A 25,393-nucleotide genomic window follows, 5' to 3' on the forward strand; every position below is an offset into this window, starting at 1 on the left:
ACTCAGTCATTCGACGGAAGCGTGCCGGGTCCGCCCGCGGTCCACTGGACCGGTACCGACCGGCACCTCACGACCCCCGCGGTCACGAGGGCGACGAGAAACACTGGAGACACCCATGTCCACACCCTCCCCCACCTCGCACACCGGCCCTGGCCGCAGGGCGGTCCTCGGCCTGTCCCTCGTGGTCGGAGGGGCCCTGGCGGCCGGCGCCGCGCCGGCCGCGGCCCGCCCCGGCACGGGCGGCGGCCACCGCCGGCCCCGGCTGGAGACGGTCGCGACCTTCGACGGCGCGATGCCCACCGGGGTCACGGTGTCCCGCTCGGGCCGGATCTTCGTCAACTTCCCGCGCTGGGGCGACGAGGTCCCGTTCTCCGTGGCCGAGATCCGGGACGGCAAGGCCGTCGCCTACCCCGACCGGGCCGTCAACCGGCCGGACACCTCACGCCCCGAGCGGCACTTCCTCGGCGTGCAGAGCGTGGTCGTCGACGCCGCCGAACGGCTGTGGGTCGTGGACACCGGCCGCATCGAGTGGGCCGACGCGCCCTACGGCGGGCCGAAGCTGGTCGCCATCGACCTCGCCACCGACCGGATCGTCCGCACCATCCCGCTGCCCCGCTCGGTCGCCGGGCCGCGCAGCTTCATCAACGACGTCCGCTTCGACCTGAGCCGCGGCTACGCCTACCTCACCGACGCCACCCCGGACGGCCCCAACGGCCTGATCGTCGTCCACCTGGCGAGCGGCACCTCCTGGCGGTGCCTGGACGACGCGCCGTCCACCCGGCCGGTGCCCGGGTTCGTCCCCGTGGTCGAGGGCCGCCCGCTGACGAACAGCCCGGACGCCACCACACCGGCCACGCCCGTCGACATCGGCGCGGACGGCATCGCGCTCAGCCCCGACGGTGAGTGGCTGTACTACTGCCCGCTCTCCAGCCGCCGCCTGTACGCGGTGCGGACCAGGGACCTGATCCGCGCGCGGTCGGACCGCCGCGCGTCCGCCGTCCCCGTCCGCGACCTGGGCGTCAAGGGCATGTCCGACGGCCTGGAGACCGACCGGGCCGGCCGCGTCTACGCCGGGGACCTGGAGAACAACGCCATCGTCCGCCGGGAACTCGACGGCACCTACCGCACCCTGATCCGTGACGAGCGCCTGGTGTGGCCCGACACCCTGTCCGTCGGCTACGACCGGCACCTCTACGTCGTCGCCAACCAGCTCAACCGCCAGGCCGCCTACAACGGCGGCGTGGACCTGCGGGTCAAGCCGTACGCGCTGTACCGCTTCCCCATCGGCAGCGGCCCCGCCCGCCGCTGACCCGGCGGCACGACGACCGGCGGCCGCACCCGTGGGTGCGGCCGCCGGTCGTCGTGTGTCCCGTGTTCCCAGGCCGGGCACAAGCCCCTCGAGGGCCGGGGAGGTCGCACCGTCCGGCTGGTCCACCAGGACCGCGCGGACAGACGACATGACAGGAATCTCCCGCTGGTTGATGACGGGGGAGACCGCGGTACGGCCTTCAGCCCAGGACCTCGATGGTTCCGGTCAGGGCGAGCGGGGTGCCGTCCGGCAGGGTGATGCGCGAGTGGACCCGGCCGCGTTCGAAGTCCTCCAGGTGCGTGATGGTGGCACCGGACTCCTCCTTCCACGAGGTCAGGAACACCTCGGGACGGATCTCCGCGGAGGTGATGTCCACGGTCTCCGTGTGGCCGTTCGGTACCAGGTCCCCGCCCTCGACGACGGTGAAGGTCATCCGCCCGCCGGCCTGGAACCGCATCTCCAGGGTGAGCCGTCCCAGATCGACGAAGATGTGCCGGCCGGCCACCTGATCCTGTGTCATGACATGCCTTTCCGTAGGGACCCGAGCGGGTCCCCGCCAGGATCACGCCGCCCGGCGGCGGGACCATCCGTCATCCGACGTACGGCCTCGCGGGCCGGTGTCCGCGCCCTCCGCCTGACACCACCGGGCGGGCGGCGGCGGGTGGTCCGAGGACGGCGCATCGGCACACCTTTCCCGCTCACACATGTCCCGCCCGGACCGGTAGTCGTTTGACGGATGCCCGGCAACACCCGCCGCTCGCAAGCTATTCCCGGCAAACACGACAGAAGCGAACCCCGCCAAGGAGGAGCAGTGGCCACCAAACGCGACATGATCGTGCGCCCCGCACACGATCTGGGCGGGCTGCCGGCCGGACCGGTCGTCCCGTCCGACCACGAGATGACGCCCTTCGAGAAGAGCTGCCACGCGCTGCTCAACGTCCTCGCCGCGCACAAGCTCGTCAACACCGAGGAGAAGCGCCGGGGAGTGGAGGACCTCGGGGCCGAGATCATCGGCGAACTCACCTACTACGAGCGGTGGGCCGTCTCCGCCTCCAAGGTGCTGATCGAGAAGGGCGTCATCACCTCGGAGGAACTGGGCGCCAGGATGAACGAGATCCGGGACCGGCTCACAAAGGCCGCCGCATGAGCACCCGCTTCGTACCGGACCAGAGGGTCCGCATCGCCGACCGCGACGCTCCGGGCCATGTCCGCACCCCGGTCTACGTGCGCGGCAAGGAGGGCCGGATCGAGCGCGTCCTGCCCCGCTTCCTCAACCCCGAGCGGGAGGCGTACGGCGTCAACGAGGGCGGCGAGGTCCGCCTGTACCGGGTCCGCATCGAGCAGTCGGCCCTCTGGCCCGACTACGACGGGCCGGCCGACGACGTCCTGGAACTGGAGATCTACGAGCACTGGCTGGAACAGGTCGACGACCGCTCCGGCGCGGAAGGACGATGACGTCGATGACGAACGCCCACGAGACCGGCACCGTCGACCACGGTGACCACACGCACGGCACCCCGGGCGCCCCGGACCCGCACGCCCCCATCGAGACGGCCGCCGAGGAACCCGACTACTTCGACGTCCTGCACCAGGCCATCCGCGAACTCCTCGTCGACAAGGGCCTGATCACCGCGGACGAGGTACGCGCCATGGTCGAGACGCTCGACGCGCACCGGCCCGCCCTCGGCTCCGCCCTGGTCGCCCGCGCCTGGACCGACCCCGACTTCAAGGAACGCCTGCTCGCCGACGGCACCGCCGCCATCGAGGAGTTCGGCATCGACAACTACGACGGCACCAGGCTGATCGTGCTGGAGCAGACACCCGAGGTGCACAACCTCGTGGTGTGCACCCTCTGCTCGTGCTACCCGCGTCCCGTGCTCGGCCTGCCCCCGGACTGGTACAAGAGCCGCCCCTACCGGGCCCGCGCGGTCCGTGAACCGCGTGCGCTGCTGCGGGAGTTCGGCACGGACGTGCCCCAGGACGTGACCATCCGCGTGCACGACAGCAACGCCAACATGCGCTACCTGGTCCTGCCGATGCGCCCCGCCGGGACCGAGGGCCTGAGCGAGGAGGAACTCGCCGCCCTCGTCACCCGGGACACGATGATCGGCGTCACCACGCCCAGGTCGCCGTGACCGGGTTCCGCCGGCGGCCGGACGGCCCCACGGCGGCGGACACCCACGGCCCGCCCACCGCGCGGTGGGCGGTCCGGGGCCGGCCGCTGTCCTCGTACCTCGCGGAGGCGCTGGGCTCGGCCTGGCTCGTGCTGGCCGCGCTCACCGCGGTCTCCCTCACCATGCGGACCGACGGCGCCTACCTCTCCTCGTGGCCGCTCCTGCCGCGCCTGGCCGTCGTCGGCGTCTCGGTGGGCGGCGCGGTGGCGGTGTTCGCCCTCACCCCGCCCGGCAAGGAGTCCGGCGCCCACCTCAACCCGGCGATCAGCCTCTTCATGGCCCTGCGCGGCGCTCTCGGCGCCGCCGACCTGATCGCCTACGGCGTCTTCCAGATGGCCGGTTCCGTCCTCGGGGTGCTGCTCGCCCGGACGCTGTGGGGAGAGCGGGTCGCCGAGGTGCGCTACGGGCTGATCCAGCCCGGCGCCGGCTGGGACGACCCCGTGGCGGTGGCCCTCGGCGAATCCCTCAGCACCGCCGTCCTGCTAGGAGTCCTGGCCGCCATGACCAGCCGGCCCCGGCCGCGCTCCACACCCTGGGTGCTCGGCGCCGTCGTCGCGGCGCTGATCACGTCCACCGGCTCCCGGACCGGGGCCGCCTTCAACCCGGCGCGCAACTTCGGCCCGCACCTCGTCTCGGGCGACTACCACCTGTTCTGGGCCTACATGCTGGCACCCCTGGCCGGAGCCGCGGTGGCCGCCTCCGTACCGGCCCTGCTCGGTGCCCGCCGGGCCTGGACCCACCGGGTCTGCTGCGCCCACGACATCCACCGCTACCACCTGCGCCCGCCGCGCTCGCGGCACCGCCTACCCACTTCCTCCCGGTGATCCCATGCCCCACACCCACCACGGCCCCGCGACGGCCGTATCCGACCACACCGACGACGCGCTGCGCCGGCAGGCGCGCCACATCGTCACCACCCTCGACCTCCACGACGTGGAACTGGCACCCGACCTCGTCCACGCCCTGCTGCGCGCGGGCTTCGGCATCCAGGCCGACACCCCCACCGGAGGCGCCCTGACCGGAGGAGTGGAGATCCGTTCCTGCCCCGAACACTACGGGCCGGGGTCCCTCCTCGTGAGCTGGGCCCCGCACGAGATGGCGTACACCCCGCTGGACCCGCGCGTCACCCACGTCGAGGGCCTCATGACGTGCGCGCTGCTGGACAGCGTGCGGGCCCTGGGCTTCCGGGCCAAACGGCTGGGCGCCTCCTACTCGGTCCAGGTCCAGCCCTGGGGGTCCGGTGCCACGGACTGAGACGGCCGTCCGGTCCGCCCGGTCGCCCGCGACCCACCGGAGCACGATCCTGCTGGTCTGCGCGATCGTCGCCGTCACCGTCGCCGCCTTCGCCGGGTTGGCCGGCGCCGTGTCCGGGCACCGCTTCTCCGTCGGCGCCCAGGTCTTCGGCACCGGCCTCGGCCTGACGGCGTACATGCTGGGCGTGCGGCACGCCTTCGACGCCGACCACATCGCGGCCATCGACAACACCACCCGCCGGTTTCTGGCCGAGGGGCGGCCCTCGGCCCACCTCGGCTTCTGGTTCGCCCTGGGCCACTCCTCGGTGGTCGTGCTGCTCAGCCTGCTGACCGCCCTGGGGGCCCGCCTGGCCTCCCGGCTGACCGACGACTCCTCCGCCGCCCACCAGGCCCTCGGCGTGCTCGGCACGTCCGTCTCCACGGCCTTCCTGCTGCTGCTGGGCGTCCTCAACCTGCTGGCCCTGCGCCGCATAGCGGCCCTGTACCGGTCCGCGCGCCGGGGCGAGCACGACGAGGCGCGCCTGGACGAGGTCCTGGACGGCCGGGGACTGCTCTCGCGCCTGCTGCGCCGGCTGACCGCGTCGACCACGCGTGGCTGGCACCTCTTCCCGCTCGGCCTGCTCTTCGGCCTGGGCTTCGACACGGCCACCGAGGTGTCCCTGCTGGTCCTGTCCGGCGCGGGTGCCGCCTCCGGCGTCCCCTGGTGGGCGCTGATGCTCCTCCCGCTCCTGTTCACTTGCGGGATGACGCTCTTCGACACCCTCGACGGAGCCTTCATGTCGGCCGCGTACCGGTGGGCGTTCGTCCACCCGCTGCGCCGCATCCACTACAACCTCACCATCACCGGCCTCTCGGCCGCCGCGGCCCTCCTGGTCGCCGCCGTGAACCTGGTGACGCTGCTGGCCGACGGCGTCCCCTCCCTCGGCCGGGCCCTGCCCTGGCTGGTCGGCATCGACCTCAACACCGTCGGCTACCTGATCGGCGCCCTCTTCCTCACGGCCTGGCTCGGTTCCTTCCTGCACTGGAGGACCGTCGGGGGGCGGGCCCTGACCCCGTCGCCGGACCCGGAGGCATGAGCCGCGTCCGCCCGGCCGGCCTACCGCCCGGACACGGGCAGTTCGCCGTACTGGCCGCCGCGCACGCGCTCCGGCGCGAACAGCGCGCCGAGCGCGGCGACCTCGCCGGCGTCCAGGGCGAGGTCCGCCGCCGCGGCGTTCTCCCTCAGGAACTCCGCCCGTTTCGTGCCCGGGACCGGGACGACGGTGTGCGGCTGGGCCAGCAGCCAGGCCAGGGCGACCTGGCCCGGGGTGGCCCCCCGCTCCCGGGCGAACCGCTTCAGTCCGTCCACCAGCCGCAGGTTGTGCGGCAGGTTGGCGGCCGAGAACTTCGGCAGGGTGCTGCGGAAGTCGTCACCGTCCAGGCGGGTGCCGGGACCGACCCGGCCGGTCAGCGCGGCCCGGCCGAGCGGGCTGTACGGCACCAGTGCGATGCCCAGTTCCCGGCAGAGCGGCAGGATCTCGTCCTCCACGCCCCTCTCCCACAGGGAGTACTCGCTCTGCAGCGCGGAGACGGGCGCGGTACGGGCCGCCCGGCGCAGCTCGTCGGGGCCCGCGTTGCTCAGCCCGAGCGCCGTGACCTTTCCCTCCGCGAGCAGTTCGGCCATGGCGCCGACGGTCTCCTCGACCGGGACGGCCGGGTCGAGCCGGTGGCAGTAGTACAGGTCGATGTGGTCGGTGCCGAGGCGGCGCAGGCTGGCCTCGCAGGCCGAGCGGACGTACGCGGGGGTGCCGTCGTAGACCACCCGGCCGTCGCCCGAGGGCCGTGCGCCGAACTTGGTGGCGATCACGGCCCGGTCCCGGCGGCCCCGGACCGCCTCGCCGAGCAGTGTCTCGTTGTGGCCGAACCCGTTGGTGTCCGCCGCCGCCCCGACGGCACCGTAGACGTCGGCGGTGTCGAGGAGGGTCACGCCGAGGTCGAGGGCGAGCCGCACGGTGGCGATCGATTCCGCGCGGTCGGCGGGGCCGTAGAACTGGGACATGCCCATGCAGCCCAGGCCGATGGGGCCGACGCGCAGGCCGCCGGCGCCGAGGGTGACGTGTGAGGTGCGCACGGTGTTGCTCCCGTCCGCGCGGTGGAGCAGGGCGTGCCCGCTCGGGCACGCCCTGCCCCACCGCGCTGTGTGTATGGGGGACCGGTCAGACGGAGATCGTCTTGTACTCGATGTACTGGGTGAGCCCGGCCGTGCCGAACTCCCGGCCGATGCCGCTGTCCTTGAACCCGCCGAAGGGCCCGTCGAGGGAGGGCGGCGCCCCGTTGACGGAGAAGGTGCCGGTGCGGATGCGCCGGGCGATGGCCAGGGCCCGGGTCTCGTCGGCCGTCCAGACCCCGCCGCCGAGGCCGTACGGGGAGTCGTTGGCGATGCGGACGGCGTCCTCGTCGTCCTCGAACGGGATGACCACCAGAACCGGGCCGAAGATCTCCTCCTGGGCGATGCGCATGGAGTTGTCGACGTCGGCGAAGAGGGTCGGGGTGACGTAGTAGCCGCCCTCCAGACCGGCCGGTACCCCGGGGCCGCCGGTGACCAGCCGGGCGCCCTCGCGGATGCCGGTCTCGATGTAGGACCGGACGCGCTCTTGCTGGTCGGCCCGGACCATCGGCCCGATGAAGGTGTCCGGGTCGGCCGGGTCGCCGACGGTCAGCGACTCGACCAGGTCCTTCAACCGGGCCACCGCCTCGTCGTAGCGGCTGCGGTGCACCAGGATCCTGGTGTGCGCGACGCATGCCTCCCCGTTGTTGGCGAAGGAGAGGAACTTCAGCCCTTCCGCCATCGCGTCCAGGTCGGCGTCCTCCAGGACGATGGCGGCGGACTTGCCGCCGAGTTCGAGGCTGACCCGCTTGAGCTGACGTCCGGCGATCGCCGCGATGGTGCGTCCGGCGCCGGTCGAACCGGTGAAGGCGATCTTGTCGATGCCGGGGTGCGAGATGAGGTACTCGCTGGTGCTGCGGTCGGCCGGCAGGATGCTGACCACGCCCTCCGGGACGCCCGCCGCGCTGAAGATCTCCCCCAGCAACAAGGTGACCAGCGCGTTCTCGGGTGAGGTCTTCAGGACCACGGTGCAGCCCGCCAGCAGTGCGGGGACGAGCTTGGTGAGCGCCGACTGGTGCGGGGCGTTCCAGGGGATGACGGCCGCGACCACGCCCACCGGCTCGCGGTGCACCAGGGTGCGGGCCGTGCTGCCCTCGGTCCGCGGCAGCTCCTCCTCCCACGGCAGGGCCGCGGCGGCGCGCAGATAGGCGTCGGTCTGCTCGGGCAGGGCGGCGGCGGTCCAGCCGGTGAACCAGCGGGCGCTGCCGTTCTCCGCGGTGGTGAGGTCCGCTATCTCCTCGGCGCGCTCGGCGTACAGGGTGTTGAAGCGGGCGATGACCTCCTGCCGGGCGGCCGGGGCCAGCCGGGGCCAGGGGCCGTGGTCGAAGGCGTTGCGGGCGGTGGCCACGGCGAGGTCCACGTCGGGTTCGGTGGCTTCGGCGGCCCGGCCGACCAGGGACCGGTCGTGCGGGGAGCGGACCTCCAGCAGTTCCTTCTTGGCGGGCTCGGTCCAGCGACCGCCGATGTACAGCTTCTCGTAATCAGGCATGCCGAGAACTTAAGACAACAGCGTTCTCTAAGTCAAGAGAACGCCGTTCTGTTAAAGTGGGCGCATGGACAGGCTGCCTCCTCACGTACGGCGCGCCCGCAGGCCGGAGCACAAGGAACTGCGGCTTGCCTCGATCGTCGACGCGGCACGCTCGCTGGCCCTGGAGAAGGGCGTCCGCGAGGTGACGCTCACCGACATCGCCGCGCGGGCCGGCATCAACAAATCCGCGGTCCTGCGCTACGTCGAGACCCGCGAGGAGATCTACCTGCGCCTGACCGCCGAGTGCTGGACCCGGTGGGCCGCCGCGCTGGCGGGCGCGCTCGGCGGGCGCACCGACGGCACCCCCGACGAACTGGCCGCGACCCTGGCCCGTACGGTCGTGGAGCAGCCCCTGCTCTGCGACCTCCTGGCCCACGCCCCGCTCCACCTGGAACGGCATGTCTCGGCCGACGCGGTCCTGACCTACAAGCTGGCCGCCCTCGGCGCCCTGGACGACATGGCACGGACCGGCTCCGCCTTCCAGCCGGTCCTGGACGAGGCCGCCACCCGGGACCTCGTCAGCACGGTCAGCCTGCTCGCCGGTTCCCTCTGGCAGATCTCCACCCCGCCCGAGGCCCTCGCCCGGCTGTACGCCGAGGAGCCGCGCCTGGCCCACGCGGTGGTCGACTTCCTGCCCCGCCTCACCCAGACCGCCCGCACCATGGCCGCCGGCCTGGCCGCCCGCGCCGGCCTCGGCTGAACCCGTCGGCGTCCGCTCCCGCGCCGGGTCCTTCCACACACGTTCCACTGACGTTCCACAGAGCCACGGCACAGTGGTGTCCCGGACGAGGGGACACCCACCGAACGACAGATGTGCGAGGGACGCCGTGCACCCGGACGCTTCCAACGACTCGGCCCAGAGTTTCTACCGGGGACTCGGCGCGCACTACGACGCGATCACCCGGGTCCAGGACTACACGAGGTGGGCCCGGCTCTACCGAGACCTCCTGGAGAAACACGGCGTGCCGGGCCGCCGGCTGCTCGACGTGGGGTGCGGGACGGGCAGGTCCGCGCTCGAACTGGCCCGGCTGGGCTTCACCGTCACCGGGGTGGACCTGTCGCCGGAGATGATCGCGGCCGCGCGGCGCAAGGACGGCGCCGACCAGGTGGTCTTCGTGACGGCCGACGCCCGTTCGCTGCCCGCGCTCGGCACCTTCGACGCGGTCGTCACCATGGGCGAACCGCTGACCTACCTGCCCGGTGAGGACGAACTGGCGCGCGTCTTCCCGGGCGTACGGCGCTCCCTGCGGGCCGGTGGCCTGTTCCTGTTCGACCTGCCCACCGCGGGGTTCCAGGACCGCGCGGCGGCACGGCAGACCATCGACGAGACGGACGCGATGGTGGTCCTCACGCGGGGCCGGTCCGCCGACCCGGCCGCGCACACGACCGAGCTGACCGTCGACCTCTTCACGGCCACCGGGCGGGCGGGCCCGTGGTCCCGCGTCCAGGAGCGGGCCCGGCTGCACTGGTTCGCGCCGCAGCGGGTGACGGAACTGCTCACCGCCCACGGTTTCGCCGTGGAGCACGTCTACGGCCTGTACGACGGAGAGCTGACGCAGTGGGCCGACCAGGACCTGCACCGCAAGTACTTCGTGCTGGCCCGCGCGCTTCCTTCGGCCGGTCACGCGGACGCGTGACGGACACCTGCCGAAGGCACGTCGACCGCAAGGAGGTGATCGGCATGATGTTCCCCGACTGGAAGGAGTAGTCCCCGCGACCACCTGGCTCCCGGCCCTCACCGGGATCCGTCCCGGCCCGTGGAGCCGGAGTGACGCCGGGTGGTGAGCGTCCCGCCGGCGGTGGCCCGCCCCCCCCAGGGCCGCCGCCGGCTCGCGCGTGCCCGCCCCGCACCGGTCCGCGCACGTCACCTCCCCAGGACCGCCGGAAGCTGTTTGCGGGAGGTCACCCCGGCTTTCGCGAAGACGCGCGACAGGTGACTGGCGACCGTCCGGTGGGTCAGCCCGAGCTGCCACCCGATGCCCTGGTTGCTCAGCCCTTGCGCGGCCAGCCGGGCGACCTCCGCCTCACGCGGCGTCAGCCCCAGCCCGGCCGCGCCCCGCAGCGGGTCCGCCGCCGTCGCGTCACCGGCGGCCAGCAGCTCGGAGTCGGCCCGTCGTACCCACACCGCCGCACCGGCCGACGCGAAGGCGTCCCGGGCCCGCTGCAACTGGTCCCGCGCCTCCAGCACCCGCCGCCGTCGCCGCAGCCACTCCCCGAACGCCAGTCGCGTACGGGCCCGTTCGTACCGCAGCGCACCGGTCCCCGGTACGGCCAGCGCCCGGGTGAAGTGCTCCTCGGGCGCGTCGCCCTCGCCGAGCAGTGCCAGCGACCGGGCCAGCAGGTGCTCCAGCGCAGCCGACCGCAGCGACCGGTTGACCTCGGCCGCCCACCGCACCCGGTCCCGTACGGCGTCCTCCCTGCGGGAGGCGACCGCGGCGGCGACCAGATCGCCCAGCGCCCAGGCCGCCACCACCGGGTGCCGCGCGTCACCGCCCGGGTCCGACAGCATCCGCAGCTCCTCGTACGCGTCCTCCGGCCGGCCGTGCGCGAGCGCCATCGAGCCCCTCGCCCAGCGGGCCCTGGACGCCAGCAGGGGCAGGCCGCGGGGCAGGGCGAAGGCCAGGATGCCGTCGGTGAGCGCCGTATGCCCTTCCTCAGCGCCCTCCCACGCCCGCACCTGCGCCACACCGCACCGGAAGACGGCGGCGGCGTGCGGATCGTCCGCCGCCCGGCTCCAGCGCTCGCCGGTGTCGCCGTCCCGCAGCACGCCCTCCCGGTCACCGAGGTGCAGCCGGGCGAGCTGGCGGTGGGCCAGGACCGCCCGTGCGGTACCGAAGTACCCGGGGCCGGTCAGCGAGTCCAGCACGGCCCCGCCCAGGCGTTCGGCGGCGAGCGGGTCGTCCAGCGCCGTCGCCACCGAGACCAGCGCGGCGTCACGGAGCGGCTCCAACGGGAACCGCCCCCGCGCGAGCGCGGCACCGGCCGTCGCCAGCAGGGCCCTGCCCCGGTCGGCGTGGGCCGTCCGGTCGGTCCAGCACAGCGCGGACAGCAGGGCGGGGTGCCGGTCGGTGCGCGGGTCCGGCGGCCGGGCGTCCGACGCGCGCGGGGCGGACGGCCCGCCGCGGGCGGGTCCGGCGGCCGGCGGCGGGAACGGCGGCCACGGCAGGACCGGCCCACCGGCGGGCCCCGGCGAGCCGAGCGCGGCGACGGCCGCGGCGGTCTCGGGGCACCGGCCGGCGGACAGGGCGGTGATACGGGCCACGAGCCGCCGCACCTCCCCCGTCTGGTCCCGCACCTGGGCCGCCCACGCGGCCCGGACCAGTCCCCGGGCCCGGTCCGCGGGCCGCGGGCTCAGATCGGCGGCCAGTTCGTGCACGGCGGCGGCCTCGGGCAGGTCCTCGGGCACACTGTCCTCCAGCTCGCGGGCCGTGGCCTCGTCCGGGGCGGTGGAGGCGAGGGCCCGGTGCAGCGCTCGCCGGTACGAGCCCGGCCCGTCGCGTCCGGCCAGCGCCAGGTGCGCACGCCGCCGCCGGGCCCGGGACGCCTCCCAGTACACCGCCGAGCGCAGCAGCGGATGGCCGAAGCGGACCGTTGCGGACTCCGTCCGGAGCAGGCCACGATCCTCGGCCGCGTCCAGGGCGCGGTCCGCCGGGTCCACGGCGCGGGCGGCCTCCCGCAGCAGCTCCGGCTGGACGGTGTCCGCAACGGCGGCCAGCAGCAGGACGTCCCGCACGGATTCGGGCACACCGGCCAGCAGGCTGGTCACCCGTGTGTGCAGGGCGTCGCCGAGCGGGAGCCGTGGGGCGAGCAGCGCCTCGGCGGCCGGCGGGGCGGCGGAGGCGAGCAGTCCGGTGACGGAGACCAGCCCGGCCGGATTGCCCTCGGTCTCCCGGAGCACCCGGTTCGCCAGCAGGGGCGGCACGTCCGGGCCGTGCCGGCGCAGCAGCCGCTCGGCGTCGGTTCCGGCGAGCGGGCCGAGGACCAGGTCCGGCACGGGCCCGGACGCGTGGCGCGCGTCCCCGCGCGGCAGCGGGCGGCCCGCCATGAGCAGCGCCGTGCCGGCGGTTTCGCGGCACACCATGAGCAGGGCGTCGAGCGAGGGACCGTCGAACCACTGCGCGTCGTCCAGGACCACCAGCAGGGGCCGCCCGGCGCGGGTGTGCCGACGAAGCGCCTCGGCGGCGGCACTCCTCGCGTCCGGACCGCAGGCCGCGACCGGCAGGAGCTGGGTGAGACCGGCACCGGGCAGCCCGGCCTCGCTGCGGTACCCCCGGAGGGCGACGACGGTCCGGCCCCGGGCCCCGGCGGCCCGCCGGACCTCCCGGAGCAGCGCGGACTTGCCGCTGCCAAGCTCCCCGTGGACGGTGAGGACACCGCCCGACTCACCCGGCCGCTCCAGGAACGCCCCGATCGCGGCGAGTTCCGCGCCGCGGCCGAACAGGGCGTGCGGCAGCGCCGCGTCGTCCGGCGTCACAGCGCATCACCGCCGCCGATCAGGGCGTCCCGGAGTTCCCGGCGCGAGCTGATGCCCAGCCGGGGGAAGACCTTGTACAGGTGTGAGGCGACCGTCCGCGGCGAAACCAGCAGCCGCTCCGCGATCTCCCGGTTGGACAGGCCGGAGGCCGCCAGGCGGACGATGCGCCGCTCGTGCGCGGACAACGCCCGGCCCGAGGCGGTGGCGGTCCGCGCCGTGCCCGGCGGGGGAGCCCCGATGGCCCGCAGCTCGGTGCGGGCCTGCTCCTGCCAGGGTGCCGCCCCGAGCCGGCCGAACGTCTCATAGGCGGCGCGCAGGCGGGTGCGGGCCGCCGCGGGGTGCCGTCGGCGGCGCAGCCACCCGCCGTGGTCCAGGGCCAGCAGCGCGCGGTCGAACGGACGGGCCGACGCCGTCGCCGCGTCCTCGGCCAGGGCGAACAGCTCGGCGGTGCCGGGCTCGTCGGTGTACGCGGCCAGCAGCGCCCGGCCGTGCCGTACCAGCAGGGTCGTCCCGTCGGAGAAGCGCGTCAGCCCGGCCCGCTGCGCGCGCGCCTGGTGCGCGCGGGCCGCTTCGGGATCGTCCCGCAGCAGGGCGCCGCGCACCAGGACGGCGTGGGCCTGCCGGGTGACCGCGTCCCGGCACGGGTCGGCGTCGGCCGGCCAGTCGGCCCCGTCCGCCGGCCCCGTGTCATCGGCCTGGGCCAGCAGGAGCGCGGCGTACGCGGCCAGGCCCGCGTGGTGGGCCGAGCGGCGGTCGCGCGCCCATCGCCGGACCTCCCGCGCCGGCTCCCGCGCCTCCTCCCGGCGGCCCTGGTACGCGCAGACCAGCAGCAACTGGGACGTCAGGGCGACGGCATGCCGGTCGGGCAGGCCGGCCCCGCCCTCGGCCGACCGCCGCGTCACCAGGTCGCGCACTTCCTCCCAGCGCCCCGCGGCGGTCAGGAGCTCGGCCCGCAGCTCCCGGCAGTGCGGGAGGTGTCCCCGCTCGCTGCCCGACCGTTGCAAGGCGGCGGACAGCAGCCGGCCGCTCGACACCGGGTCGTCGACCTGCCACGCGGCGTCCGCGAGCCAGGTCAGCTCCCAGGGCCCGGCGCCGGGCGTCCGCAGGGCCCGCTCGGCCGCGCCGACGAGCCCCTCCCGGATCTCCCGCGCCCGGGACACCGGGTCCGACCGGGCGGCCACCGCGATGCGCAGGGCCTCGCCGGCGTCGGCCGGCAGCGCCTCCAGTGCCGTCCTGGCCGGGGCGGGGTCGTGGGTGAGGGACGTCAGGACCGACATCTGGAACGCGGCCAGGTCCCGCGCGTCGGTGCCGGCGACCGGTCCCGCCTCCAGCGCGGCGCGGAGGTCGCGGAGGCTGTCGTCCGCGTGGAAGGCGACGTCGAACAGCGCGGCGGCCCGGACGGCGCGCACCGCGTGGGCCGTGGCTCCGGCCGGGCGGGCGTCCGGTCCCCGGGTCAGGGCCAGCGCCAGCCGTGGCCGGCCGTCGCTCAGGGCGGCGGACGCCGCGGCCGTGTGCAGGCGGGAGCGCTCCCAAGGAGCCGGGCCGAGGTCACCGGCCATCCGGAACGCCCTGATCGCCGTGGACCAGCGCCGGCCCGCCACGGCCGCGTGACCGAGCGCCTCCAGCCGGGCCGCGTCCTCGTGGTGCGGTCCTGCCCCGCCGGGGTCCGGTGGCGCCTCGCCGGGTGAGGCCGGCCCGTCGGGGCGGGCGCCGGCCGGGCCGGCAGGTCCACCGCCGAGCCGGGTCAGGGCCAGCTCGGCCCAGGCGCGGCCCGCCCGTCGCCGCACGGCGGCCGGCGCGGTGGCGTGGGCCAGGCACCGGTGGACCCGGCGGACGAAGCGGGGCGTCCTCTCCGAGGTGACGAGCCCCGCCTCCTCGGCCGGGGCGAGGGCGTCGAGGTCGTGCCCGAGCGCGCCGGCCAGCCACGCGACGTCCCCGGCCTCGGCATCGTCCTCCAGGAGGGCCAGCGCGGCCAGCAGGGCACGGGTGCCGTCGGGCAGCGCGCGGAATCGCCGGCCGAGGCAGCGTTCCAGGGCCGCTCCCGGCAGCAGGGGGTCCGGCAGTGCCGCCCGGCCCGCCCGCTGGTCGGGGGTGAGCGCCGTGGGCAGGTCCACCAGGGCGCGCGGGTTGCCCTCCGCCACGGCGAGGACGGCGGCCACGGCGTCGGCGGCCAGCCCCGGGTGACGGTCCGCCAGCACCTCCCGGGCGGCCTCCTCGCCGAGCGCGGGCAGCGACAGCTCCGCCGTGCCCCGGTCCGCCGACAGGACCGGCCCCGGCCCGTCGGAAGCGGCCAGCAGCAGCACCCTGGTCCCGTCGAGCCGGCGGGCCACGAACGCCAGGGCCCTGGCGGAGGCGGGGTCGAGCCACTGCCAGTCGTCCACGGTGAGCAGCACGGGACGCCGCTCGGCGGCGGCCAGCGTCCGCCACAGCGCCGAGCAGACGGACGTCTCGTCACCGCCCCGGGCATGCCCGCGCAGCGCCTCGGGCAGCGCCGCGCGGACCGCGCCCGGCAAGGCACCGGACACGGCGGCCGGCGGGACCGTCAGCGAGCGGAGCGCGGAGTACGCCGACGTAGCACCTTCGGCGCGAGGGGCGACCCGCAGCACCTGCCCACCGGCGTCGGCGGCGGCCCCGGCCGCCCAGCGCAGCAGCGTGCTCCTGCCGCTGCCCCCCTCGCCCCGGACGGCCAGTGCCGTGCCGTGCCGGTCACCGGCGCCCGCCAGGGCCGTGCGTACCGCGGTGAGCACGTGGTCCCGGCCGCGCGGGTGTTCCACCGTCCGCGGCCCGCCCTCGCGGACGGGACGCGGCGCACTGCCGGCGCATACGACTGGCCTCATGTCAGCCTCCTGGGGAACGAGACGATCGTCCGCCCGGTGCCGCACGCGTGGTCACACGTGTGTCGTGCGCGGCCCGCCGTGGACCGACGGGCGCATGGGACGGAACGTGTCCCAACCTAGGAAAGGAGGCCGGAAAGAGCCCTAGGTAATTCGACCGTGATTCGCCTTGCCCCCGAGACCGACCGGGGGCCGGCCCCGCCCCGGAGCGGGCTCGGTCAGTCGGACGTGCCCGCGAGGGCGGCCGGGAGCTGCGCCCGCCGGTTGATCTGCAACTTGGCGTAGGCGCTGTACAGATGCGCCCCGACGGTGCGGTGCGAGAGGTACAACTGGTCGGCTATCTGCTTGTTCGAGTACCCCTCGGCGGCCAGCCGGGCGACGTGCAGTTCCTGGGCGGTGAGCACCGCGTCGGCGGCGACGGCGTGCGGCGACCGGGCCGGCCGGACGCTGCCTGCGGCACCCAGTTCCCGTGCCGCCCGCCGGGCGAGCGGCGTCATGTGGTGCGACTCGAAGACGCGCAGGGCCGCGGCCAGGTGGTCGCGGGCCTCCATGATGTGGCGTTCGCGCCGCAGCCACTCACCGAAGAACAACCGGGTCCTGGCGAGGTCCAGGACGGCGGAGGTGCGCTCGCCGTGCGCTATGGCCCGCTCGAAGTGGTCGCGCGCCCCGCCGTCCGGTGACAGCAGCGCCCGGGTCCGTTCGACCAGCATCGCGAGGCGGTCGGAGCCGCTGGACGCGAGGGCGGCCGTGGCCATGCCGAGCCAGCCGTCCACGGCCTCCGGACGTCCCGCCCGTACGGCCGCGTCGGCCAGGCCGCCGCCCGCCCACAGACCGATGGGCGGATGCTCCACGCTGCGCAGCAGGTGGGCGACCGTGTCCTCGGGGCGGCCCTCGTTCGCCGCCAGCTCGGCCGAGGCCCAGGAGGCGATGGCGGCGACCCTGGCGAAGGGGGCCGGCCCGGACAGCTCCGCGGAGGTGGCGAGGGCGGTGGCCGCGAGCGCGTCCTCACCGCGCCACGCGCGGGCGAGGGCGATGCTCGCCGCGCAGATCGCCCCGACGACCGACAGACCGAGGTCACCGCTGAGCCGCAGGGCCTGCTCACAGTCGGCGAGCCCGGCGGCGACCGCCTGGGCGTTGAGGCGGACCGTGCCGCGCCCGGCCAGGGCCACCGTCTCGTCGCTCGTCCGCGCCGACCGGTGGAACAGCTCGACCTCGGCGCTCCACACGCGTTCGGCGGCTTCGAGGTCGTGGGCGTCCTCGAAGGCGAACGCGAGACAGTTCATCAGCGTCGCGTCGGTCTCGCGCACCTGCGGCCGGAGCACCGACAGCGCCTCCTCCACGGAGGGCAGCCGGTCGGCCGAGCCGACCAGGGCCAGCGCGATGCTCCGCAGCAGCCGCCGCCGGTCGGTGCCGGCGAGGCCGGGGCGTCGCAACTCCTCGGTGACCACCGCCGTGACCTCGGCGGAGAGGTCCTGCCGGGTGTAGCCGCGTACCGCCGCCCAGGTAAGGACCTCGACCCGGTCGTCCGGGTCGCTCAGGGCCCGTGACAGGGCGACCAGCTCGTCACCGCCCCGGTCCGGGAGCGTCGTACTGGTGCTGGCGAGCATCCACTCGGTGCGGGCGAGCTGCATGACCGACGCCTCGTCCTCGGCGGGCGGTCTGGCCTCGGCGAGCAGGGCGACGGCCTCGGCCGTGGCACCGGCCTGCCGCGCCGCCTCCGCCGCCATCACCGTGCGCCGGGCCCGTTCCCTCGGCACCGGTGTCAGCGTGACCGCGCGCCGCCAGGCGGCGGCCGCCTCGGTGCGCGCTCCGCGCCGCCCGGTCGCCACGGCGAGCCGTTCCAGCTCGGCGGCGACGTTCTCGTTCCAGCCGGTGACCGCGGCGGCCCGGTGCTGGACGGCACGCGCCGGATCGACGACGACCGCCGCCAGCTCGATGTGCACCCGGGAGCGCAGGTCGGAGTCGGCGTTGTCGTACACCGCCGAGCCCACCAGCGGGTGGCGGAACCGGAAGGAGCCGCCGCTGAGTGTGATCAGCCCGAACTTCTCGGCCGGCGCGAAGTCGCTCTGCTCCAGGCCCAGGCCGCGGGCCGCGGTCAGCACCTCGTGGCTGCTGGAGTCCTGTCCCGCGGCGGCGACGAGGAGCGCTCGCCGCGTGGCCGGCGGGAGCAGGGCGACCTCGGCGAGGAACGAGTCCTCCAGGCGTTTGCCCATCGGTACCCGGCCGCGCTCGGTGCTCGGCGCGCCGTCGAGAAGGGACGGGCTGGCCGACCACTCGGTCAGGGCGAGCGGGTTGCCCATCGCCCGCTCGACCAGCCGCTGCCGCTGCGGCTCCGTCAGCGCGGGGGCGTGCCGGGCGAGCAGCCGCAAGGAGTCCTCCCGGCCGAGCGGGGCCAGCGGCACCTGGTGCCGGAAGCGGGGACTGCGGTCGGGGTAGATGCGATCGGCACGGCTGGTGGCCAGCAGCAGCGCCGGCATGACGCTCATGCGGGCGGCGAGGAAGGTGACGATGTCGGCCGTGGACACGTCGAGCCAGTGCAGGTCCTCGACCAGCACCACCAGGGGTCCGTGCGCCGCCGCCTCCTCCAGCAGCCCGAACGCGGCGAGCCCCGTGACCAGCCGGTCGGCCGGCTCCCCTGCCGCGCCGAAGGCCACGTCCAGGGCGGTCCGCTGGCGCGGTGACAGGGCGTCCACGCGGTCCAGGAGGGGCAGCAGCAGCTCGTGCAGCCCCTCGTAGCCCACCGCGCCGGTGCCGCGTACCCCGTGGCAGGAGAGCACCTGGAAGCCCGACGCGGACGCGGTGTCGACGACCGCGGAGACGAGACTGCTCTTGCCGATCCCCGCTTCGCCGTACACCAGGGCCGAGGACCCGTGCCCTTCGCGTGCCGCCTCCAGGAGAGCGGACAGCCGCTCGACTTGCGATTCGCGCCCGATCACGTACCCGTACCTACTCTTCCGAGCTTCCGGACGTGCGGTGGCCCGAGGCCACTCACCGTCAGTGCTGCCGCGCCGGGCAGGCTCGCATCTTACCTCTTTGCACACGTATGACCAGGGGAGACGGGGTGGCCGCCGGCGGTCGTCGCGCGCCGGGCACCTGGCACCGGTAGGTCACGGGGCAGTCGGACGACCGATGCCGACCCGGCCCCGGCACCGCACAGTGGGCCCGCACAGGATCGTATTTCCGGCGTCGAGGAGGACGGATGACGACCACCATGGCACGGCCCGCGCGGCGGCTGCCGTGAGGAGCGCGCTCGCGCGGCCGATCTGGGAGGAGGCACTGTGCCGCACCGTGGACCCGGAGCTGTTCTTCCCGGTGGGTGAAGGGGGGCCCGCGGCCGTCCAGACGGCGGAGGCCAAGCGCATCTGCGGACGGTGCCCGCTGACCCGGGACTGCCGGGAGTGGGCGCTGAGCGAAGGGGAGGACAGCGGTGTCTGGGGAGGTCTCAGCGAGCAGGAGCGCCGGGTCATGCGCCGCGCCGCCGCGCGGCGGAGGTACCGCCGGTCCGCCCGTGGAGCCTGATTCCGGGGTTCCACTTTTTTTCCACTGCGCTCAGGGACACTCTCGTGGGCCGATGGCCCACCGAGTCGCGGCACCCGGGCAGGCTGCCCCGGCAAGCGGGGTGCCGATCAGTAGCGCAAAGGAACGGACCTATGAGTCAGCAGTCGTGGGCACGCGGCACCGAGGGGGCCGGCCCCCTGACGCTGGACGTCACCCTCCACAACCTGTTCGCGCCGGCGGCGAACGCCTCGGTGTCCTGCCGGTTCACCTTCGACCCGGCGGCCCCCTTCTCCGTGCGGCTCGACCTCATGACGCCGTCGGCACCGCGGATCTCCTGGGTCGTCGGGCGCGACCTGCTGATGCAGGGGACCGAAGGGCTCAGCGGCGAGGCGGACGTCAAGATCTGGCCGTCCCGGCGGCACGACGACACGCCGTTCCTGTACCTGCGCCTGGAGCGGACCGACGCCTCGGCCGCGTTCATGACCGAGCTGGCTCCGATCCGGGCGTGGCTGGAGCGGACGTACGACCTGGTACCCAGGGGCGGCGAGAGCCGGCTGGTCGACTGGGACGCGCTGGCCTGCGGCCTGCTGCCGCCCCGCTGACGCGGTCGCCGGGGACACCGGCGCGGACGGTCCACGGTCAAATGCCCTATGGCCGCCGCCGCCGGCAGCGGCACACTCGGAGCCGTCGCGCCCCCCCCATGATGAGGATCCGAGATGTATGTCGACGCCCCGAACCAGGTGATCGAAGCCGCGAGCGGTGTGCGGTACGCCTACCGCCGTACCGGCGCGGCCGGCCCCCCGTCGCCGCCGCTCCTCCTGCTCCAGCACTACCGGGGCACACTCGACGGCTGGGACCCGGCGCTCATCGACGCGCTGGCCGCCGAACGCGACGTCATCACCCTGGACAACGCCGGGGTCGGGCTCAGCACCGGACAGGCGTGCCGCACCGTGCGCGACCTGGCCCGGGACACCCTCGCCTTCATGGACGCCCTCGGCCTGCGGCAGGCGGACGTCCTCGGCTACTCCATGGGGGGCTTCACCGCACAGGAGATGGCGCTGCTGCGCCCGTCCGCGGTCCGCCGGCTGGTCCTCGCGGCCACCGCACCGCGCGGCGGCCCCGGCATCGAGGGGTACCCCGAGGACATCGTGGCCCACACCGGCGTCGACCGACTCAACATCCAGGACTACCTGTACGCGTTCTTCAACCACACCGAGACGAGCCAGCGCAGCGGCCTGGGCTTCGTCGGCCGGTACATCGAGCGCGAGGAGGACCGGGACCTGCCGGTTCCGGCGGGGGTCCGGGCGGCGCAGTACGAGGCGGTGGTCGAGTGGGGCGTCCCCGACCCCGCCGCCCTGGAGCGGCTCTCGGCGGTCACCCACCCCACGTTCGTGGCCGGTGGCGACAACGACCGCGTGATTCCGTCGAGTGCGGCCCATCTGCTGGGCGGACTGCTGCCCCGGGCCCGGGTGAAGGTCTACCCGGACTCGGGCCACGGGTTCCTCTTCCAGCACCACGAGGAGTTCGCGCGGGACGTACGGGACTTCCTGCGCTGAGCGGCGCGCAGACCGGCACACCGGCATGACGGCATCGCACGTCGGACGCCACAGACGAGAGGACAGAGGACATGAGGGTGGTCATCGCGGGCGGGCACGGGCAGGTGGCCCTGCGGCTGGAGCGGCTCCTGGCGGAGCGCGGCGACACGGCGGTCGGGCTGGTACGCCGTCCCGAGCAGACGGGCGACCTGCGGGCGGCCGGCGCGGAACCCGTGCTCTGCGACCTGGAGTCGGCGTCGGTGGCGGAGGTCGCGGCCCGTCTCCGCGACGCCGACGCGGTGGTCTTCGCCGCCGGCGCCGGGCCGGGCAGCGGAGCGGGACGCAAGGACACCGTCGACCGCGGGGCGGCCGTGCTCCTCGCCGACGCCGCGCTGGCCGCCGGCACCGGCCGCTTCCTGATGGTCTCGGGGAAAGGGGTGGGCAGCAGTCCTCCGGCCGGCACCGACCCGGTGTTCGCCGCCTACCTCAGAGCCAAGGCGCAGGCCGACGACCACGTCCGGGCCCACGCGTCGCTGGGGTGGACGATCCTGCGGCCCGGACGCCTCACCGACGACCCGGGCACCGGACACGTGACGCTGGCTCCCTCGACCCCCGAGGGCAGCGTGACCCGGGACGACGTGGCCGCCGTCCTGCTGGCGCTGCTCGACGAACCGCGCACCGCAGGCCGGACGCTGGACCTGGTGGCGGGCGGCACACCCGTGGCAGCCGCCGTACGCGCCGCGGCGGACGGCTGAGCGTTCTCCGGGCGCATGGTCACCGGGGCACGCCGGGCAGTCGTCCGACGGATACGTGTGTCCACGGCTGCGGATCACACCGCATGTGTCGGTCGCCGCTCGCGGAGCAGCGCGCGGGCGGCGACCGGCGTCCGCCGCCGCCGCGCACCGGCGGGGAGAGCGACGCACCACCACCGGGAAGCTCGTGCTCACGGCCGAATGACCGTACGGCACACGTCAGTCGATCGACAGATCACCCGAAGCCGTGCCGCCGCGAGGATGGCCGGTGCAAGCCACTGAAAGGAACAGTCATGTCCACCCCCTACGACCTCATCGCGACGGTCCCGTCGTTCACCGTCACCAGCGCCGACTTCGCCGACGGCGACGTCCTCCCGCTCGCCCAGGCCAGCGGCATCTTCGGAGCGGGCGGCGAGGACATCTCCCCGCAGCTCGCGTGGTCCGGGTTCCCGGCGGAGACCAAGAGCTTCGTCGTCACCGTCTACGACCCCACCGCGCCGACCGGCAGCGGCTTCTGGCACTGGGCCGTCGCCGACATCCCGGCGACGGTGACCGAGCTGCCGGCCGGCGCCGGTGACGACCCGGCCGAGGAGCTGCCGGAGAAGGCGTGGCAGCTCGCCAACGACGCCGGGCTCAAGCGCTACCTGGGTGCCGCGCCGCCGGCCGGCCACGGCGAGCACGTCTACTACATCGCCGTGCACGCCGTGGACGTCGAGACCCTCGGACTGGACCGGGGTGCCACGCCGGCCTTCCTCGGCTTCAACCTCTCGGGCCACACCCTGGCCCGCGCCGTCATCACCGCGCGCTTCTCCGCGAGCTGAGTCCGGCGGGCGCCGTCCCCCGCGCGGGCGGCGCCCGGTGGGCCGGCCGTCAGGAGGTCCGGGGCCGCAGACCCAGCCGCCGGGCCACGTGCCGGGGCATCAGGGCCGCGTGTTCCTCCAGCAGGTCCAGGAAGGAGGCGGCGACGGAGTCCGGGCTGGTGCGGGTGTACCCGGTCAGAACCCGGGTGACCGGCGGGTCCGGACGCAGCACCGCCTCCGGGAAGTGCCGGGGAACGCTGCTGGCGGGCACCAGCGTAGGTCCCAGACCGGCGGCGGCGTAGCCGACGGCGGCCGCCGCCTGCTCGGTGCGGACCGCGGCACGGGGCCGGAAGCCCGCCCGCGCGCAGGCGTCGTCGAGGAACCGCGCGAGCCCGCTGTCCGGGGTGAAGTGCACCCACGCCCGGTCGGCGAGGTCCGCCAGCCGCACGCGCGCCGCGGTCCCCTGACCGGCCAGGGGGTCGTCGGCGGCGGTGACCACCACGAACTCCTCGGTGCCGAGATGCCGGGCAGTGCCCTCCCACCGGTCGGGCAGCGGCCCCACGGCGAGATCGGCGACGCCGGCCACCATGCCCTGGGCCAGCTCGTCCGAGCTGCGGTACTCGAACAGCCGGACCCGGACGCCCGGATGCCGCTTGCGCCAGCGACCGAGGACGGCGGGCAGCACGCCGGCGCTGACGGAGTACAGCGTGGCCAGATGGAGTTCGCCCGTCGACACACCCGCCGCGCGGCGCGCGGAGAGCGTGGCCCGGCCGGCCTCGGCGAGGGCGGCGCGGGCGTGCGGGAGCATGGACCGTCCGGCGGACGTCAGCCGCACCCCGCGGGGCAGACGCTCCAGCAGGGGGCCGCCGACCTCCCGTTCCAGAGCCTGGAACTGGTGGGAGAGCCCCGGTTGCGTCACGTTCAGCCGCTCCGCGGCCCGCGTGAACGAGCCGGCGTCCACGATCGCCACCAGATACTCCAGTTGTCGCAAGGTCGCCATGCGCTCAGCATATGGGTCGCATGAGAAACATGTCTTGGACTTATGAGCCGGTCAGGCACAGGATCGTGGGCACCGCGCACACCCGTGCTCACCGGATCATCGAAAGGTTGCCATGTCCGAGTACCGCAACGATGCCACCGTCACCGTGGGCAACATCGCGCTCTCCTTCCACCGGGCGGCCGCCGCGGTCACCCGCCGCATACTGGAGAAACACGGCCATCAGGTGCGCAGTGTCGAGGCACCGCACGAGCGCATGTTCCGCCTCCAGGAGGAGGGCGCGGTGGACGTCCTGGTGTCCGCCTGGCTGCCGTCCAGCCATGACATCTACCTCTCCCGGTACGCCGACCGCGTCCGCGTACTGACGCCGCACTACGAGCCGTACTGTGTCTGGGCGGTACCGCCGTACGTGCCCGAGGAGACGGTCGGCGAGGTGGCGGACCTGCTCCGGCCCGAGGTGGCGGAACGGATGACGCATACCGTCCAGGGCATCAACCCGGGAGCCGGCATCAGTCGCTTCTCCGCCCGGATGGTCCGCGAATACGGCCTGGACGGGGCGGGATACGCGTTCGTGCCGGGGACCGAGAGCGACTTCGTCGCCCGTGTCGACCGGGGGGTCGCCGACCGGGAGTGGTTCGTCGTCCCGCTGTGGCGGCCCCAGTACCTGAACCGGCTGCACGGACTGCGGACCCTCGCCGAACCGAAGGGACTGCTCGGCACCGTCGACGGCGCCGCGCCCGTCATCACGCACGAGGCACTGGACCGGATCGACCCCGCCGCCGTCACCGAGCTGGACGCCCTGCACCTGGGCAACGAGGGCGTGGAGGAGATCGACAGCCTCATCAACGTGGACGGTCTCACCCCCCTGGAGGCGGCCGACCGCTTCCTCGCCGCACGCCGCTGACACCACCCGCCGGTGGGGTCGCCTTTCCCTGTGCCCCGGCCCCGGCCCGTGACTGCTCACACGGACCGTAAGTCAATCGACGGATCTTCCCCGGACGGCCCCCCCGAAAGGATGGGTGGGCAGCGCCCGGCCGGCCCGCTGACCACCGCGGCCGGGCACCCCCATCGCGAGGAGTTCACCGTGAGCATCATCTCCAGTCCGCTGCCGGACGCGGAACGCGCAGTGGCCGGAACGGCCCTCCAGGGCACCCTGGTCGACCTGCTCGACCTCTCCCTGGTGGCCAAGCAGGCCCACTGGAACCTGTACGGACCGCGCTTCCGCACCATCCACCAGCAACTGGACGAGGTCGTCACCACCGCACGCGACTACGCGGACCGGGTGGCCGAGCGGGCCGCGGCCCTGGGCATCAGCCCGGACGGTCGGGCCGTGACCGTCGCGGCCGGCAGCGGACTCCCGGAATTCCAGCAGGGGTGGATCACCGACGACGACGCGGTGGAGGCGCTGGTCCGTTCCTTCGCGGTCCTCGTCGGACGCCTGCGCGCACGCATCGAGGCCACGGCGGCGGCGGACCCCGTGAGCCAGGACCTGTTGATCGGGCTGACGGCCGAGATCGAGAAGCAGAGCTGGATGTTCCAGGCGGAGAACCGGGGCTGAACCGGCTCCACGAGCCACCCGAGGACCCGAGGACCCGAGGAGAGGAATCATGAAGAACCCCGAGATCCTGCACCGGATCAGCGAAATGGCGGAGGAGGAGCGCAGGTTGCGCGACTCCCTCGGCCCCCGCGGCTCCGGTGGGCCGGACGAGCGGAGCCGGCTGGGCGAGCTGGAGCGCGAGCTGGACCAGTGCTGGGACCTGTTGCGGCAGCGCAGGGCCAAGTCGGAGTTCGGACAGGACCCCGAAGAGGCCCACACCCGGCCCCAGTCCATGGTCGAGGGCTACGAGTCCTGAGCACCGCGCACACCCGCGTCCCGGCCGACCGACACCACCCAGGAGCCACCGTGAACATGCCCCGCCGGGGCAGGCACCCCTCATCCACGGGCCGCACCGCGGCCCGCACACCCGCGAGCGGCAATCCGCTGCGTGACCCCGCGGACCGGCGGCTCCCGCGTATCGCGGGGCCGTCGGGCCTGGTCATCTTCGGCGTCACCGGCGACCTCTCCCGCAAGAAGCTCATGCCCGCCGTGTACG

Annotated in this window: 24 protein-coding genes and 1 pseudogene; 18 read left to right on the forward strand and 7 right to left on the reverse strand. The window is 74.6% G+C overall.

Annotated elements, in window-relative coordinates; all coding sequences use genetic code 11:
* Nucleotides 1-115: 115 nt before the first annotated feature.
* Entirely contained in the window at nucleotides 116-1,309 is a 1,194-nt protein-coding gene (locus IE316_RS19950; protein WP_190205770.1) for an L-dopachrome tautomerase-related protein, read from the forward strand.
* A 199-nt stretch (nucleotides 1,310-1,508) separates the two neighbouring features.
* Here the strand turns inward: IE316_RS19950 and IE316_RS19955 are convergent, their stop codons facing one another.
* Nucleotides 1,509-1,829, reverse strand: a complete 321-nt coding sequence (locus tag IE316_RS19955) for a MoaF-related domain-containing protein (RefSeq protein WP_190205771.1) — start codon at nucleotides 1,827-1,829, stop codon at nucleotides 1,509-1,511.
* A 291-nt stretch (nucleotides 1,830-2,120) separates the two neighbouring features.
* On the opposite strand from IE316_RS19955, the gene IE316_RS36270 reads away from it, so the two are divergent.
* Genes IE316_RS36270 through IE316_RS19985 form a run of 6 tightly spaced genes read left to right on the forward strand, consistent with a single transcriptional unit; the run spans nucleotide 2,121 to nucleotide 5,812 of the window.
* Nucleotides 2,121-2,456, forward strand: coding sequence for an SH3-like domain-containing protein (locus tag IE316_RS36270; protein ID WP_190205772.1), 336 nt, complete (start codon nucleotides 2,121-2,123; stop codon nucleotides 2,454-2,456).
* Nucleotides 2,453-2,764 carry an SH3-like domain-containing protein gene (locus IE316_RS36275; protein WP_190205773.1) on the forward strand — a complete coding sequence of 104 codons (312 nt, stop codon included), beginning with the start codon at nucleotides 2,453-2,455 and terminating at the stop codon, nucleotides 2,762-2,764. The genes IE316_RS36270 and IE316_RS36275 overlap by 4 nt, the downstream gene beginning before the upstream one ends.
* Before the next feature lie 5 nt (nucleotides 2,765-2,769).
* Complete coding sequence (nthA, locus tag IE316_RS19970) at nucleotides 2,770-3,444, forward strand: nitrile hydratase subunit alpha (RefSeq protein ID WP_190205774.1); 675 nt, start codon at nucleotides 2,770-2,772, stop codon at nucleotides 3,442-3,444.
* Nucleotides 3,441-4,307 carry an MIP/aquaporin family protein gene (locus IE316_RS19975; protein WP_190205775.1) on the forward strand — a complete coding sequence of 289 codons (867 nt, stop codon included), beginning with the start codon at nucleotides 3,441-3,443 and terminating at the stop codon, nucleotides 4,305-4,307. Before nthA ends, IE316_RS19975 begins: the two co-directional genes overlap by 4 nt.
* A gap of 4 nt (nucleotides 4,308-4,311) precedes the next feature.
* A complete protein-coding gene (locus tag IE316_RS19980; protein ID WP_190205776.1) occupies nucleotides 4,312-4,737 on the forward strand; it encodes a hypothetical protein in 426 nt (141 codons plus the stop codon).
* Nucleotides 4,724-5,812, forward strand: coding sequence for a HoxN/HupN/NixA family nickel/cobalt transporter (locus IE316_RS19985; RefSeq protein ID WP_190205777.1), 1,089 nt, complete (start codon nucleotides 4,724-4,726; stop codon nucleotides 5,810-5,812). Before IE316_RS19980 ends, IE316_RS19985 begins: the two co-directional genes overlap by 14 nt.
* A gap of 20 nt (nucleotides 5,813-5,832) precedes the next feature.
* Here the strand turns inward: IE316_RS19985 and IE316_RS19990 are convergent, their stop codons facing one another.
* Nucleotides 5,833-6,846: an aldo/keto reductase gene (locus IE316_RS19990; RefSeq protein WP_190205778.1), complete on the reverse strand. Its 1,014-nt coding sequence runs from the start codon at nucleotides 6,844-6,846 to the stop codon at nucleotides 5,833-5,835.
* Nucleotides 6,847-6,931: 85 nt separating this feature from the next.
* Nucleotides 6,932-8,371, reverse strand: coding sequence for an aldehyde dehydrogenase (locus IE316_RS19995; protein ID WP_190205779.1), 1,440 nt, complete (start codon nucleotides 8,369-8,371; stop codon nucleotides 6,932-6,934).
* 64 nt (nucleotides 8,372-8,435) lie between these two features.
* Here IE316_RS19995 and IE316_RS20000 point away from each other — a divergent pair, with 64 nt between their 5' ends.
* Together IE316_RS20000 and IE316_RS20005 are read left to right on the forward strand one after the other, a co-directional pair.
* A complete protein-coding gene (locus IE316_RS20000) occupies nucleotides 8,436-9,110 on the forward strand; it encodes a TetR/AcrR family transcriptional regulator (RefSeq protein WP_190205780.1) in 675 nt (224 codons plus the stop codon).
* 127 nt (nucleotides 9,111-9,237) lie between these two features.
* Nucleotides 9,238-10,047 carry a class I SAM-dependent methyltransferase gene (locus IE316_RS20005; protein WP_190205781.1) on the forward strand — a complete coding sequence of 270 codons (810 nt, stop codon included), beginning with the start codon at nucleotides 9,238-9,240 and terminating at the stop codon, nucleotides 10,045-10,047.
* A 227-nt stretch (nucleotides 10,048-10,274) separates the two neighbouring features.
* Here the strand turns inward: IE316_RS20005 and IE316_RS20010 are convergent, their stop codons facing one another.
* The 3 genes from IE316_RS20010 to IE316_RS20020 all read right to left on the reverse strand — a co-directional run bounded on the left by IE316_RS20010 (nucleotide 10,275) and on the right by IE316_RS20020 (nucleotide 18,654).
* Nucleotides 10,275-12,884, reverse strand: a complete 2,610-nt coding sequence (locus tag IE316_RS20010; protein ID WP_190205782.1) for an AAA family ATPase — start codon at nucleotides 12,882-12,884, stop codon at nucleotides 10,275-10,277.
* Entirely contained in the window at nucleotides 12,881-15,721 is a 2,841-nt protein-coding gene (locus IE316_RS20015; protein ID WP_190205783.1) for a helix-turn-helix transcriptional regulator, read from the reverse strand. The genes IE316_RS20010 and IE316_RS20015 overlap by 4 nt, the downstream gene beginning before the upstream one ends.
* Before the next feature lie 215 nt (nucleotides 15,722-15,936).
* On the reverse strand, nucleotides 15,937-18,654 hold the full coding sequence (locus IE316_RS20020) for an ATP-binding protein (RefSeq protein ID WP_229910474.1): 2,718 nt from the start codon (nucleotides 18,652-18,654) through the stop codon (nucleotides 15,937-15,939).
* A gap of 301 nt (nucleotides 18,655-18,955) precedes the next feature.
* Between IE316_RS20020 and IE316_RS20025 the strand changes: the two genes are divergently transcribed.
* From IE316_RS20025 to IE316_RS20045, 5 genes are all read left to right on the forward strand, one after another.
* The gene (locus IE316_RS20025) at nucleotides 18,956-19,237 is read left to right on the forward strand and encodes a WhiB family transcriptional regulator (RefSeq protein WP_351057804.1); all 282 of its coding nucleotides are present in this window, start codon (nucleotides 18,956-18,958) and stop codon (nucleotides 19,235-19,237) included.
* A gap of 131 nt (nucleotides 19,238-19,368) precedes the next feature.
* A complete protein-coding gene (locus tag IE316_RS20030) occupies nucleotides 19,369-19,818 on the forward strand; it encodes an SsgA family sporulation/cell division regulator (protein ID WP_190205785.1) in 450 nt (149 codons plus the stop codon).
* Between the two features lie 114 nt (nucleotides 19,819-19,932).
* Nucleotides 19,933-20,772, forward strand: a complete 840-nt coding sequence (locus IE316_RS20035; RefSeq protein ID WP_190205786.1) for an alpha/beta fold hydrolase — start codon at nucleotides 19,933-19,935, stop codon at nucleotides 20,770-20,772.
* Between the two features lie 71 nt (nucleotides 20,773-20,843).
* Entirely contained in the window at nucleotides 20,844-21,506 is a 663-nt protein-coding gene (locus IE316_RS20040; RefSeq protein ID WP_190205787.1) for an NAD(P)H-binding protein, read from the forward strand.
* Between the two features lie 290 nt (nucleotides 21,507-21,796).
* Nucleotides 21,797-22,324 carry a YbhB/YbcL family Raf kinase inhibitor-like protein gene (locus IE316_RS20045; protein ID WP_190205788.1) on the forward strand — a complete coding sequence of 176 codons (528 nt, stop codon included), beginning with the start codon at nucleotides 21,797-21,799 and terminating at the stop codon, nucleotides 22,322-22,324.
* A gap of 49 nt (nucleotides 22,325-22,373) precedes the next feature.
* On the opposite strand, the gene IE316_RS20050 is transcribed toward IE316_RS20045, so the two are convergent.
* Entirely contained in the window at nucleotides 22,374-23,303 is a 930-nt protein-coding gene (locus IE316_RS20050) for a LysR family transcriptional regulator (protein ID WP_190205789.1), read from the reverse strand.
* A gap of 112 nt (nucleotides 23,304-23,415) precedes the next feature.
* Between IE316_RS20050 and IE316_RS20055 the strand changes: the two genes are divergently transcribed.
* From IE316_RS20055 to IE316_RS20070, 4 genes and pseudogenes are all read left to right on the forward strand, one after another.
* Nucleotides 23,416-24,204, forward strand: a complete 789-nt coding sequence (locus IE316_RS20055) for a glycine betaine ABC transporter substrate-binding protein (protein ID WP_190205790.1) — start codon at nucleotides 23,416-23,418, stop codon at nucleotides 24,202-24,204.
* 180 nt (nucleotides 24,205-24,384) lie between these two features.
* Complete coding sequence (locus IE316_RS20060; protein WP_190205791.1) at nucleotides 24,385-24,858, forward strand: Dps family protein; 474 nt, start codon at nucleotides 24,385-24,387, stop codon at nucleotides 24,856-24,858.
* 49 nt (nucleotides 24,859-24,907) lie between these two features.
* Nucleotides 24,908-25,153, forward strand: a complete 246-nt coding sequence (locus IE316_RS20065; RefSeq protein WP_190205792.1) for a DUF2630 family protein — start codon at nucleotides 24,908-24,910, stop codon at nucleotides 25,151-25,153.
* Nucleotides 25,154-25,209: 56 nt separating this feature from the next.
* Nucleotides 25,210-25,393: pseudogene (locus IE316_RS20070) on the forward strand (glucose-6-phosphate dehydrogenase); the annotation flags it as partial.

The organism is Streptomyces fumanus, from assembly GCF_014655295.1.
Lineage (GTDB): Bacteria > Actinomycetota > Actinomycetes > Streptomycetales > Streptomycetaceae > Streptomyces > Streptomyces fumanus.